Here is a 13,352-nt window from a genome sequence, read left to right on the forward strand (position 1 = left end):
CTGGTCTTGCTCCCACAGGTCCTGCTCCAACAGGCTTGTGGGAGCAGGACCTGTGGGAGCAAGGCTTGCCCGCGACGACGGCCTGCCAGACACCACCGAATCATCAGGATTATCCATGACCCACTCCAAACCCCGCATCGCCCTGATCGGCGAGTGCATGATCGAACTGCAACAACGCGCCGACGGCAGTCTGCAGCAGAGCTTCGGCGGCGACACCCTGAACACGGCGGTCTACTTGTCACGCGCCTTGGGCGACAGGGCGGCGGTGGACTACGTCACCGCCCTGGGCGACGACAGCTTCAGCGATGCCATGTGCCGGAGCTGGGCCGAGGAGAACATCGGCCTGGAACGAGTCCAGCGCCTGCCCGGCCGCTTGCCGGGTTTGTATTGCATCCAGACTGATGCGGCCGGTGAGCGCCGGTTCCTGTACTGGCGCAACGAAGCGGCAGTGCGCGATTGCTTTACCACGCCGGCCGCCGCGCCGATCCTGGCGGCGTTGCCGGATTACGATGTGCTGTATTTCAGTGGCATCACCCTGGCAGTGCTTGGCGAGCAGGGACGCAGCAAGCTCATCGAAACCCTGATCGAAGCCCGTCGGCGAGGCGCCCTGGTGGTGTTTGACAACAACTATCGGCCAAGGCTATGGGCCTCGGTCGACGCCGCCCGCGCGGCCTACCGCAGTGTATTGCCTTATGTGGGGCTGGCGCTGCTGACGGTGGACGACGAGCAGGCGCTGTTCGGACATGCCGACAGCGAAGCGGTGTTCGCCGCCTACGAACAGCTCGGCACCCCGGAAGTGGTGCTCAAGCGCGGTGCCGAGGCGTGCCTGATCCGGTGCGATGGCCAATCGTATGAAGTACCGGCCCAGCGGGTCGAGCGGGTGGTGGACACCACGGCGGCGGGGGACTCGTTCAGCGCGGCCTACCTGGCGCGCCGTTTGATGGGCGGGAATCCGGTGGAGGCCGCCGAGGCCGGGCATCTGTTGGCGAGTCGGGTGATCCAGGTGCCGGGGGCGTTGATTCCCCGGTCATGAACCACCGCAGAGCCTCCTGTGGGAGCGAGCCTGCTCGCGATGGCAGTGTGTCAGTCACCATCAATATCAACTGACCCACCGCTATCGCGAGCAGGCTCGCTCCCACATGTGACCTGCGTTGGGCCCGATATCAATCCCGATAAAACACCTGCACCAGGTGATACCCGAACTTGCTCTTGATCGGCCCATGTACCACCCGCAGTGGCTTCTTGAAGATCACCGCATCGATCACGCCGACCATCTGCCCCGGCCGCACTTCACCCAGGTCGCCGCCGCGTTTGCCGGAAGGGCAGGTGGAGTATTTCTTTGCCAGCACATCGAACGCTTCGCCCTTGGCGATGCGTTGTTTGAGCTGTTCGGCTTCTTCGGCGGTTTTCACCAGAATATGGCGGGCTTGGGCTTTCATCGCAGCGGTGACCTGAACAAAAGGGAGCGATTATGCCTCAACTCAGGAGGCATGGTTGATCATCGTCCGAATCTTGTTCGCCAGCAAATCGAGGGTGAAAGGCTTGGCGACCATGTCCATGCCCTGTTCCAGGAAGCCCTGGCGTTCGGCGGCTTTCTGCGCATAGCCAGTCATGAACAGCACCTTCAGATCGGGCCGGTGCTGGCGAGCGATTTCCGCCAGTTGCCGGCCATTCATGCCGGGCAGGCCGACGTCGGTGACCAGCAGGTCGATGCGCTGGTCCGACTCCAGCAGCGGCAGGGCAGCGTTGGCGTCTTCGGCTTCAAGGGCGGTATACCCCAGCGCCTGCAACAGATCGAGAACCAGCATCCGCACCGCCGGGTCGTCTTCCACCAGCAATACGGTTTCGCCTGCGATAGCCGCCGGAGCCTCCATAGCCGCGGGCTGTGTCGATTGTTCGACGGGTGCTACGTGCAGCCGCGGCAGGTACAACTGCACTCGTGTGCCCTGGCCCGGTACGCTGTCCAGGTTCAGTAGCCCACCTGACTGTTGGGCAAAGCCGTAAATCATCGACAATCCCAGGCCGGTGCCCTGGCCGATGGGTTTGGTGGTGAAGAATGGATCGAAGGCCTTTGCCAGCACGGACGGGGTCATGCCGCTGCCATTGTCGCTGACGGCAATCATCACGTAATCCCCGGCCTTGACCGGTTCCAGGGTGCTGATGTCGCTGCCGTCGAGGTAGATATTGGCGGTTTCGACGGTCAGTTCACCGCCATCGGGCATGGCGTCCCGAGCGTTGATCACCAGGTTGAGCAGGGCGTTTTCCAACTGGCTGGCGTCGGTGCTGACGGACCAAAGCTCATCGGCCAGTTGCAGGCGCAGCGCGATGTGATCACCGGTGGTGCGACTCAGCAGGTCTTCCAGGGACAGGACCAGGTTGTTGGCGTCCAGCGGTTTGCGGTCCAGAGACTGGCGCCGGGAAAAGGCCAACAGCCGGTGGGTCAGGGCCGCTGCGCGATTGGCCGATGACACCGCCGCTTCGGTGAAGCGTCCGATCTCATCGGCACGGCCGTTGGCGATGTAGCGCTGCATCAGGTCCAGGCTGCCGAGGATGCCGGTGAGCATATTGTTGAAATCATGGGCGATGCCCCCGGTGAGCTGGCCCACGGCTTCCATCTTCTGGGCATGGCGCAGCGCTTCTTCGGCGCGTTCGCGTTCGAACATTTCGTTCTGCAGGCGGTGATTGGCTTCGGCCAATTGCTGGGTGCGGGCGATCACCCGTTCTTCCAGGGTTTCGTTGAGGTTGCGCAGGGCTTCCTCAGTTTTCTTGCGCTCGGTTTCGTCAATCACAAAGATGTAGAAACCATTCACGGCACCGTCCGCGCCATGACGGGGCAGGTAGTTGGTCAGCGCATGCCGCGGCCGGCCGTCGCGGTGGTCCGACTGGACAGCGAAGCTGCACGACTTGCCCGCCAGGGCCGCGGCAATCTGTTCGGCGCGGGCCGCATAGCCTTCCTCGCCGATCACTTCGCGAATGGTCTTTCCATAGAGTTCCTGCGGGGTCAGCCCGAACCAGTCCAGGTAGGCGCTGTTGTTCAGGCGGAAACGTTCTTCGCGGTCCACATAGCTGATGAGGATCGGCATGGCGTTGATGATCAGCTGCAGCTCGGTCTGGCTCTGGCGCAGGGCCTGTTCGGCGCGCTTGCGCTCGGTCAGGTCCAGAGCCGCGCCGAGAAAGCGCTTGGGCCGGCCGTGGCGATCCTTGTAGCAGCGACCGCGCACGAAGACCCAGCGCAGTTCGCCGTCGGGCTGCAGCAGGCGGTACTCCTCGGCATATTCGGTGCCGTGGGTGATGCAGTGCTTGATGCTGCGGGCGACCATAGCCCGATCTTCGGGGTGTACGCCTTCGAGGTAGGCACTGATGGGCAATTGCCGTGACAGACTGGGATCGACACCGTGCAACAGGGCGAAATGCGCATCGGCGATGAAGCGGTCTTCGCTGATATCCCAGTCCCAAGTGCCCAGGGCATCGGCAGCCGCCAAGGCCAATTGCAGACGCTCTTCGCTTTCCTGCTGGGCCTTGAGGCTGGCTTCGGAGCGGCGTTCGAACTCCAGGGCCAGGCGTCGCCGCTCGCTGGTCTCGATGGCGGTGATCAGGATGCCGGCCACGGCACCGCCTTCGTCACGCACGGGGCTGTAGGTCAGGTCCAGCCAGAGGTCGCAAAGGCGGCCGGCAAAGGGCAGGCGCCATTGCTGGTCGCGGCTGGTGTGTGTGCGGCCTTGCAACACGTTGTGGTAAATCGGTGCGCTGACGCTTTTGAGTTCAGGCCATGCCGTGTGGGTTGGCTGGCCGAACGCCTGGGGATGTTTATCACCGGCCAGTCGGGAAAAGGCGTCGTTGTAGAAGTGGATCAGTTGCGGCCCCCACAGCAAGGCCATCGGCATCGGCGAGTGCAGCACGATGTCCACGGCGGTGCGCAGGCTCTGGGGCCAGGTTTGGACAGCGCCCAGCGGGCTGGAACTCCAGTCCCGTCGGTCGATCAGGCGCTGTGTGCCGCTGCTGGCGGGTGTTGCGTTCATCACGGAATCCCTGGGTGGCGTGTCACGTCGACTATCCTCTGAAGGAGGTAAGCGCGGGTTGGTCTGCAGAGGTACGTGCTCGGGTCAGCTTGTTTCATTGATATCTCGCGGAAGTTTCAGTCCATGGAAATCGATCCCTTGTTACGCATCCTGGCCAGCCAGGAAGGCTCCGATCTTTACCTGTCCACCGGGGCACCGCCCTGTGCAAAATTCGAGGGTGTGCTCAAGCCCCTGGGCAACCAGGCGTTCAAGGTCGGTGACATCGCCGGGCTCGCCGAGTCTCTGATGGACGCCGAACAACGCCTTGAGTTCGATCGGGAATTGGAAATGAACCTGGCCATTTCTCTCTCGGGTGTCGGGCGCTTCCGGGTCAATATCTTCAAGCAGCGCAATGACGTGTCCATGGTGATCCGCAACGTCAAGCTGGACATCCCGCGCTTCGAGGACCTGAAGCTGCCCAGGGTGCTGCTGGATACCATCATGCAAAAGCAGGGGCTGATGTTGTTCGTCGGCGCGACAGGGTCAGGCAAGTCCACCTCCCTGGCGGCGCTGATCGATTATCGCAATCGCAACAGCAGCGGCCACATCATCACCATCGAGGACCCGGTGGAGTATATCCACCGGCACAAGAAGTCGATCATCAACCAGCGCGAGGTCGGTGTCGACACCCGCAGTTTCCATGCCGCCCTCAAGAACACTTTGCGCCAGGCACCGGATGTGGTGCTGATCGGCGAGATTCGCGACCGGGAAACCATGGAACACGCCCTGGCTTTTGCCGACACAGGGCATCTGGTGATTTCTACCTTGCATGCCCACAACGCCAATCAGGCCCTGGACCGGGTGATCAACTTCTTCCCGGAAGAACGCCGGTCGCAGCTGTTGAGCGACCTGGGCAACAACCTCCAGGCATTCGTGTCCCAGCGCCTGGTGCGCACCCGTACCGGCCAGCGCCGGGCGGCGGTGGAGGTCATGCTCGGCTCGCCCACGGTGGCCGATCTGATCCGGCGCAACGAGCTGGGCGAACTCAAGGGCATCATGGAGAAGTCGGAAGAACTGGGCATGCAGACCTTTGACCAGGCCCTTTTCAACCTGGTAGTCGAAGGGGTGCTCGATGAGGAAGAAGCCCTGAAGAATGCCGACTCGGCGAACAACCTGCGGCTGCGGTTGAAACTGCATGCCGAATCGGGCGCCGCGCCTGCGGCCGATCCGGCGGCGGGGGAGTGGGGGTTGATGGATTGATGGGGTTTTGCACATTCCCTGTGGCGAGGGGATTTATCCCCGCTGGGCTGCGCAGCAGCCCCCAATCCCATCAATACAAGTCTGTCTAATACACCGCGGTGTCTGGATTCAGGGCTGCTGCGCAGCCCAGCGGGGATAAATCCCCTCGCCACAGAAAGCGGTTTTGTGTGGTGCCTAGGAGGTAAGCTCCGGCCGATCCCGAAACTGCTCCAGCGCCTCCGGGTTGGCCAGGGCGTCGGTATTTTTCACCGCTTCGCCGTGCACCACATTGCGTACCGCCAACTCCACCACCTTGCCACTGATGGTTCGCGGAATGTCGCTGACCGCGAGGATCTTCGCCGGTACATGACGCGGCGTGGTGTTGGCCCGGATGACTTGGCGGATCCGCTGTTCCAGGGGGGCATCCAGGACCACGCCCTCTTGCAGACGCACAAACAGCACCACCCGCACATCGCCCTGCCATTGCTGGCCGATGGCGACACTGTCCAGCACCTGTTCGACCTTTTCCACCTGCCGATAGATTTCCGCCGTGCCGATGCGCACGCCGCCAGGGTTGAGCACGGCATCGGAGCGGCCATGGATCAGGAAGCCGCCATGGGGCAGTTCCTCGGCGTAATCACCTTGGGCCCACACGCCGGGAAACTGGCTGAAGTAGGACGCTCGCAGTTTTTCCTGCCGGGGGTCGTTCCACAGACCAACGGGCATCGCCGGAAAATGCCGAGTGCATACCAGTTCACCTTTCTCACCGATGACTGCCTGCCCGGCCTCGTTCCAGACCTGTACCGCCATGCCCAGGCTCTTGCCCTGCATCTCGCCGCGACGCACTGCCGAAAACGGGTTGCCGTTGACGAAGCACGACACGATGTCGGTGCCACCGGACATCGACGCCAGGCAGACGTCTGGCTTGAAGTCGCGGTACACATAGTCGTAACTATGGGGCGCCAGCGCCGAGCCGGTGGACAGCAGGGTCCTGAGGCTGCCCAGGTCGTGGCTCTGCCGAGGCTTCAAGCCCTGGCTCTCCAGGGCGGCCAGGAATTTTGGGCTGGTGCCGAACACACTGATGCGCTGCTGGTCGATCAGGTCCAGCAAGCGCTCGGGGCCGGGGTGGAACGGTGAGCCGTCGTAGAGCACCACCGCACTGCCAACGGCAAGGGCAGACACCAGCCAGTTCCACATCATCCAGCCGCAGGTGGTGTAGTAGAACAGCCGATCCTCGGGGCCGAGGTCGACGTGCAGGCCATGTTCCTTGACGTGTTGCAGCAGTACCCCGCCGGTGCCATGGACGATGCACTTCGGTACGCCGGTGGTGCCGCTGGAGTACAGGATGTACAGCGGATGATCGAACGGCACGGCGACGAATTGCGGCTCGCCACCGGCTTGGTAGAACCCGTCCCACAGTGCGACGCTGGCCGGGGTCGTGAAGTCTTCGGCGCAGGCATCCGGCTGAGCATAGGGCAGCACGATGAGTTGCTGCAGCGACGGCAGCCGTTCGAGGATTTCGTTGACCTTGGGCCGTTGGTCGATGACCTTGCCGGCGTAGCGGTAACCGGCGCAGGTGATGAGCACCTTGGGTTCGATCTGGCCGAAGCGGTCGATCACTCCCTGGGTGCCGAAATCCGGCGACGAACAGGACCAGATCGCCCCCAGGCTGGTGGTGGCGAGCATGCCCACCAGGGTTTGCCAGGTGTTGGGCATGCACGCTGCGACGCGGTCGCCTTGGGTCACACCGGCCGCTTGCAGGCTTTTCTGCAGGCCGGCGACGTGGGCCGCGAGTTCAACCCAGGTCAGATGTTCCTGGCCGCCATTTTCGTCGATGGCCACCACTGCCGTTGCTGTATCGCGACGGCGCAGCAAATGCTCGGCAAAGTTCAGCGTCGCCCCGGGGAACCAGCGGGCGCTGGGCATTTGCGCGCCTTCCACCAGTACCTCGGTGGGTGCTTGGTGAAAGCGGATCCCGAAGAAATCGACGATGGCCTGCCAGAAAGCTTCGCGCTGGTCGATGCTCCAGGCGTGAAGGGCGGGATAGTCGCTGAGTTGCAGATGATGCCGTTCGTTGACGAACTGGCGAAAGGCGTTCATGCGCGACCGGGCGATGCGTTCAGGGCTGGGTTGCCAGAGGATGTCGGACATGGCGTATCTCTTATTCTTTATGTACACGCAAACTATAGAGCGAGCCGGAGCTTCCGGGATCAACTTCCTGTGGGAGCAAGGCTTGCCCGCGATGAGGTCGATACGGTTCACCTTGGAATCGAGATACCTTCATCGCGGGCAAGCCTTGCTCCCACAGGGTTCACACAGGTTACTGGGCCAACCACCCACCATCGATATTCCACGCCGCGCCGCGCACCTGGCTGCCGGCTTCGCTGCACAGGAACAGCACCAGTTCCCCCAGTTGCGGTGGGGTGACGAACGCCAGCGACGGCTGCTTCTCGGCCAGCAGGTCATGCTGGGCCTGTTGCGGGTCGATGCCGCTGGCGATGCGATCATCGATCTGTTTCTGCACCAGCGGAGTCAGCACCCAGCCCGGACAGATGGCATTGCAGGTGACGTTGCTGGTGGCGGTTTCCAGGCCAACCACTTTGGTCAGGCCGATCACCCCATGTTTGGCTGCGACATAGGCGGCCTTGCCCACCGAGCCGACCTGGCCGTGTACCGAGGCAATATTGACGATCCGCCCCCAGCCCTTGCTGCGCATGCCCGGCAGGCTCAGGCGGGTGGCATGAAACACCGAGGACAGGTTGATGGCGATGATCGAGTCCCAGCGCTCCACCGGGAAATCCTCGACGGCGGCCACATGCTGGATGCCGGCGTTGTTCACCAGAATGTCGACGCCGCCGAACTCGCGCTCGGCGTAAGCGAGCATATCGGCGATCTGGGCCGGATCACTGACATCGGCCGGGTGATGGCCCACCTTGCCACCGAACTGCTGCACTTCGGCGATCACCGCCGACGCATCGCCAAAGCCGTTGAGGATCAAGTCGGCGCCGGCCTTGGCCAGGCTCAGGGCGATGCCCAGGCCGATGCCGCTGGTAGAACCGGTAACCAGGGCGGTTTTGCCGGAAAGAGTTGTCGTCATAAGAACCTCATACAATGCCAGTGGCGTAAAACACACCGATCACCACGAAAACCGCGAGGGTCTTGATCAGCGTAATGCAGAAAATGTCTTTGTAGGCTTCACGGTGGGTCAGCCCGGTCACCGCCAGCAGGGTGATCACCGCGCCGTTGTGAGGCAGGGTGTCCATGCCGCCGCTGGCCATTGCCGCTATCCGGTGCAGCACTTCCAGGGGGATATTGGCGGCGTGGGCGGCGTTGATGAAGGTTTCGGACATCGCCGCCAGGGCGATGCTCATGCCGCCCGACGCGGAACCGGTGATGCCCGCCAGCAGCGTCACGGTCACGGCTTCGTTGACCAGTGGATTGGGGATGCTCTTGAGCCAGTCGGCCAACACCAGGAATCCCGGCAGCGAGGCGATGACCGCGCCGAAGCCGTATTCCGAGGCGGTATTCATCGCCGCGAGCAGCGCACCACCCACCGCACTCTTGCTGCCTTCGGCCAGCTTGCTGCGAATGGCCCGGAAGCCGAACAGCAAGACCATGATGATGCCCACCAACAGCGCGGCCTGAACCGCCCAGATCGCAGTGAGCTTGGCGACGTCGCTGGTCACTGGTGTTGCCATCCCCGGCAGCGCCAGGCTGTGGGTCTTGCCGTACCACTGGGGGATCCACTGGGTGAACAGCAGGTTCATGATGCCGACCGCCAGCAGCGGCGAAACGGCGATCCACGGGTTGGGTAACTGGATGTCCTCCGCTGTTTCCGGCTCGTTGCGCAATTCGCTGCCGTAGCCTTCGCCCACGCGCTGGGCCTTGTTGCGCTGGCGTTGGAGGAACAGCATGCCGACGCTGAACACGAACAGCGTGCCGATCACCCCCAGCCACGGCGCGGCCCAGGCAGTGGTGTTGAAGAAGGTGCTGGGGATGATGTTCTGGATCTGCGGCGTGCCGGGCAGGGCGTCCATGGTGAAAGAGAACGCACCGAGAGCGATGGTGGCCGGGATCAGGCGCTTGGGGATATTGCTCTGGCGGAACATCTCGGCGGCGAATGGGTATACCGCGAACACCACGACGAACAGCGATACGCCGCCATAGGTCAGCAGGGCGCAGACCAGTACGATCACCAGCATCGCCTGGCGCGTGCCCAGCAGGCGAATCGCCGCGGCCACGATGGAGCGGGAGAAACCCGACAACTCGATCAGCTTGCCGAACACCGCGCCGAGCAGGAACACCGGGAAGTACAGTTTGATGAACCCGACCATTTTCTCCATGAACACCCCGGTAAAGGCAGGGGCGACGGCGGAGGGGTCGGTAAGCAGGACGGCGCCGAGGGCGGCGATGGGGGCAAAGAGGATGACGCTGTAGCCACGGTAGGCGGCAACCATCAGCAGCGCGAGGGCTGCCAAGGCAATGATCACACTCATGGTGTGTCTCCTGGGATTGTTATTGTTGTGGTGAAACGGTGGGAGGGCTTTAGCGAGTTTTGTGCCAGGTTGGTAACTTGTTGAAATATATGATGTTTCTTGTTTGGCTTGAGGAGATACGGAGAGTGCTGTCTCTTTTTTGAGATTTTTTGATTCGAATGGCCTTATCGCGAGCAGGCTCGCTCCCACAGGGGAATGCGGTCATCTGTGGGAGCGAGCCTGCTCGCGATGAGCGCGAAGCGCTCGGAAGGAGTTGTCTACAAAAAGAGAATGTATTTCTCTCTATTGAGACTCGGCAATCCCCAGCGCCACCATCTTCTTGTACAGCGTCGACCGCCCCAGCCCCAGCCGCTCAGCCGCTTCGATCACCTTGCCGTCGCATTGCGCGAGGGTGGTTTCGATCAACTGCCGGTCGAATCGCGCCCGGGCCTGGCTGAAGGTTTCCTGCGGCAGCAATTCCAGGCTTGGGTTGGTTGTCCGGGTGACCGGTGAGAACGTGCCGATGGCCGCGCGGATGTCGGCGGCGGTGAGCAGCAGGTTATCGCTGAGCAGCGCGGCTCGCTCCAGCACGTTGCGCAACTCGCGGATGTTGCCCGGCCAGGCGTGTTGCCCCAGCAGGTCGAGAGCATCGGGGTTCAGTTCGTGCTGGCTGCGCAGGTCTTCGAGGATTGCTTCGCTCAGGGCCGGCAGGTCATCCAGGCGCTCGCGCAGGGGCGGGACCTGGATAGGCAACACATTGAGGCGGTAGTACAGGTCGGCGCGGAACTCGCCGCGCTTGATCGCCGCTTCCAGGTCCGTTGACGTGGCAGCGATCACGCGGACATCGCTTTGCAGCACCTCGTTGGAGCCCACCGGTTCATATTCCTTTTCCTGCAGCACGCGCAGCAGTTTGCTTTGCAGCGGCAGCGGCATGTCGCCGATCTCATCGAGGAATAACGTGCCGCCCTGGGCGATCTGCAGCTTGCCGGCGCGGCCCTTGCGGTCAGCCCCGGTGAACGCTCCGGGGGCCGTGCCGAAGAACTCGGCTTCCAGCAGCGATTCCGGAATCGCCGCGCTGTTGATGCTGACGAATGCCTTGTGCGCCCGTGGCGAGGCGCTGTGGATCGCCTGGGCCAGCAACTCCTTGCCGGTGCCGGTCTCGCCGAGCAGCAGCACCGGAGAATCGGTACTGGCGCTGCGTCGGGCGCGGCGCTTGACCTCCAGCCCGGCACTGCTGGTGCCAATGAAATGGGCGAAGTTGTACTTGGTTTGCCGTGCCCGCAGCAGCGAACGGGTCGAGGCCAGCTCTTCCTGCATGCTTTGGTAGCGCTTGAGCATCGGCGACAGGCTGTGCAGTTCACCGAACAGGGCAAAACCGATGGCGCCGATTACCGCACCGGCGCTGTCGTGGATCGGTAGGCGCATCACCACCAGCGGCTCCTTGGGCATCTCCTGCATATCGAGCAATATCGGTTGTCCGGTACGCACCACCTCCCGCAGCAGGCTGCCGGGGATCACGCTTTCGCAGGCTCGTCCGATCGCTTCCTGTGCCGAGTTCAGGCCGAAGCGCCGGGCGTAGCGTTCGTTCATCCAGACGATGTTGGCGTCACGGTCGACGATGACCGTTCCTTCGCTGGATTGCTCGATGATTTCGAACAATGAACGAATCGCCAGGGTGCGTACGCGCTGGTAATCCTTGAGGTTTTCGGTGGGGCGCATCGGGCATTCCCAGAAAGAGGTGGGGGTATGGCGTCCTCTGATGAGTCTGTTGCCAGCGGCATTATGCCGTAGACGCAGCTGACGCGTCGCGACTCGGTCGAGAGTCCCTGAGGGTCGTGGTATCAATAAGGGGGAAGTTGTACATTTGATTTTGTCTTGTACATTTTTTTGGATGTCCCATGAACCCATTCAATCCTCGCAAACTCACGCTTTCCAAATGGACTGCCTGTGCACCGGTTAATCGAGAGAAGCATTTCCTGGTCATCAGGCTCCTCTGCGACGAGCTCGGCGTGCCGCTGCAAGTCGAACTGCAAGCGGTACACAGCGGGCGCACGGAGCTGCTGGACTGGCGCGAATTGCGAGATGACAAGCGGTGGCGCATTGGCTGGAAATGAAAGAGACCGGGCGGCCGAAGGCGCGCTGTTGGTCACATAAAAATTGTACATAAATAAAAATCTGTACAGTTATTTTGCGGTCATGGCTTAATGGCATCTCTCCAGCGAAAAGACGCCTGCGTCTTCAGGTGGCTCGATCCACGCATCCAACGTTCCGGAGTGGTGCCCATGTTCATTCGTACGCGCAAGCATCAGCAGGCCTTGCACGAAATTCAGGCCAGGCAGGCTTACCTTGAAGCGCAGTGCCATGCCTTGCATGCCTCAATGGCCGTGCTCGAGCTCGCACCGACAGGTGAAGTGCTGGGCGCCAGTCCTCTGTTCCTGCAAATGACTGGATACTCGCTCGACGAGATTCTGGGCAAGCCTCACCAGACATTTTGCGCCCCGGCGTACGCCCGCAGTCCAAAGCATGCAGCGCTGTGGCAGCGCTTGTTGCAGGGGGCAAGTGCCAGCGATCGGTTTTTGCAGCTTGCCCGCGAGGGACACGGGGCCTGGGTGGAAGCGGATTATGTTCCGGTGCGCCAGGCGAATGCAGGCGTACAGCGCATTATTTGCATTGTTCGCGACGTTACCGATGAGGTGCTTCGCTCCCAGGCCGAATCCAGCTTCACCCAGGCGATTGACCGGTCGATGGCGGTCATCGAGTTTGATCTGAACGGGCAGGTGGTGAGTGCCAACGCGAATTTCCTGAAGGTAATGGGGTATGGCCTGGAAGAAGTACGCGGCCAGCATCACCGTCTCTTCTGCTCGTCCAGCGAAGCGCAGAGCGAAGCCTATCGCGGCTTCTGGGCCGGGCTGAACCGGGGCGAGTACATGGGAGGGCTTTTCCAGCGAGTTGACAAGCGCGGCGCGACCGTCTGGCTGCAGGCCACCTACAACCCGCTCTATGATGCCCAGGGCCATCTGTATGGGGTGGTCAAGTTCGCCACCGATTGCACCGCAGAGATTGAGCAACGTCAGAGCGAATCGAAGGCGGCGCAGTTGGCCTTCGAGACGTCCCGACAGACCGATGAGCACACTCGGCTTGGCACCGCCGTCGTGCAAAAAACCGTGACCGTCGTGCAGAGCATCGCCGATGAACTCCAGGCTGTGGCAACGGGCATAGGGGCTCTGAGCGCGCAGTCCGAGGAAATTGGCAGTATTGTCGATGCCATCCGGGGCATTGCTGAACAGACCAACCTGCTGGCCCTCAATGCCGCCATTGAAGCTGCCCGCGCGGGGGAGCAAGGGCGCGGCTTCGCGGTCGTGGCCGATGAGGTACGCAACCTGGCCCGGCGTACGAGCCAGGCCACCGTCGCCATCACCGAGGTGGTCGGCAAGAACCGCGAACTCGCCAGGCAAGCGGTCACCAGCATGCAGTCGAGCACCCTCAAGGCAGAACAGGGGGTCACATTGGTGAACGAGGCAGGCGCGGTGATCCTGGATATCCACCGGGGCGCGCAACAGGTTGTGACGGTGATGGGTAATTTCGCCAACACCCTGGACCAGCGACGGAGCGCCTGAACCGCGGAGAAAGACTGGCCCGC

Annotated in this window: 9 protein-coding genes and 2 pseudogenes; 5 read left to right on the forward strand and 6 right to left on the reverse strand. The window is 62.3% G+C overall.

All coding sequences use genetic code 11. From position 1 onward, the window contains the following. Positions 1 to 115 precede the first annotated feature (115 nt). Positions 116 to 1,033 carry a sugar kinase gene (locus QZH45_RS12330; RefSeq protein ID WP_055136202.1) on the forward strand — a complete coding sequence of 306 codons (918 nt, stop codon included), beginning with the start codon at positions 116 to 118 and terminating at the stop codon, positions 1,031 to 1,033. 130 nt (positions 1,034 to 1,163) lie between these two features. Here QZH45_RS12330 and QZH45_RS12335 read toward each other — a convergent pair whose 3' ends face one another. Then, the gene (locus tag QZH45_RS12335) at positions 1,164 to 1,439 is read right to left on the reverse strand and encodes a peptidylprolyl isomerase (protein ID WP_003182808.1); all 276 of its coding nucleotides are present in this window, start codon (positions 1,437 to 1,439) and stop codon (positions 1,164 to 1,166) included. Between the two features lie 42 nt (positions 1,440 to 1,481). After that, positions 1,482 to 4,019, reverse strand: a complete 2,538-nt coding sequence (locus QZH45_RS12340; protein WP_069018525.1) for a hybrid sensor histidine kinase/response regulator — start codon at positions 4,017 to 4,019, stop codon at positions 1,482 to 1,484. A 123-nt stretch (positions 4,020 to 4,142) separates the two neighbouring features. Here QZH45_RS12340 and QZH45_RS12345 point away from each other — a divergent pair, with 123 nt between their 5' ends. Then, the gene (locus QZH45_RS12345) at positions 4,143 to 5,258 is read left to right on the forward strand and encodes a PilT/PilU family type 4a pilus ATPase (protein WP_053191596.1); all 1,116 of its coding nucleotides are present in this window, start codon (positions 4,143 to 4,145) and stop codon (positions 5,256 to 5,258) included. A gap of 174 nt (positions 5,259 to 5,432) precedes the next feature. Here QZH45_RS12345 and QZH45_RS12350 read toward each other — a convergent pair whose 3' ends face one another. The 4 genes from QZH45_RS12350 to QZH45_RS12365 form a co-directional block, all read right to left on the reverse strand. After that, positions 5,433 to 7,388: an acetoacetate--CoA ligase gene (locus tag QZH45_RS12350; RefSeq protein WP_055135942.1), complete on the reverse strand. Its 1,956-nt coding sequence runs from the start codon at positions 7,386 to 7,388 to the stop codon at positions 5,433 to 5,435. 169 nt (positions 7,389 to 7,557) lie between these two features. Then, a complete protein-coding gene (hbdH, locus tag QZH45_RS12355; protein ID WP_055135943.1) occupies positions 7,558 to 8,334 on the reverse strand; it encodes a 3-hydroxybutyrate dehydrogenase in 777 nt (258 codons plus the stop codon). Between the two features lie 7 nt (positions 8,335 to 8,341). Next, positions 8,342 to 9,733, reverse strand: a complete 1,392-nt coding sequence (locus QZH45_RS12360) for a GntP family permease (protein ID WP_024781229.1) — start codon at positions 9,731 to 9,733, stop codon at positions 8,342 to 8,344. A gap of 282 nt (positions 9,734 to 10,015) precedes the next feature. Beyond that, entirely contained in the window at positions 10,016 to 11,431 is a 1,416-nt protein-coding gene (locus tag QZH45_RS12365) for a sigma-54 interaction domain-containing protein (RefSeq protein ID WP_055135944.1), read from the reverse strand. 179 nt (positions 11,432 to 11,610) lie between these two features. On the opposite strand from QZH45_RS12365, the gene QZH45_RS12370 reads away from it, so the two are divergent. From QZH45_RS12370 to QZH45_RS12380, 3 genes and pseudogenes are all read left to right on the forward strand, one after another. Then, the gene (locus QZH45_RS12370) at positions 11,611 to 11,826 is read left to right on the forward strand and encodes a TIGR02450 family Trp-rich protein (RefSeq protein WP_055135945.1); all 216 of its coding nucleotides are present in this window, start codon (positions 11,611 to 11,613) and stop codon (positions 11,824 to 11,826) included. A gap of 168 nt (positions 11,827 to 11,994) precedes the next feature. Continuing rightward, positions 11,995 to 12,774, forward strand: a pseudogene (locus QZH45_RS12375) (PAS domain-containing protein); the annotation flags it as partial. Between the two features lie 108 nt (positions 12,775 to 12,882). Beyond that, positions 12,883 to 13,329, forward strand: a pseudogene (locus QZH45_RS12380) (methyl-accepting chemotaxis protein); the annotation flags it as partial. Positions 13,330 to 13,352: the final 23 nt, after the last annotated feature.

Origin of the sequence: Pseudomonas corrugata (genome assembly GCF_050920615.1) — a bacterium.
Taxonomy (GTDB): domain Bacteria; phylum Pseudomonadota; class Gammaproteobacteria; order Pseudomonadales; family Pseudomonadaceae; genus Aquipseudomonas; species Aquipseudomonas corrugata.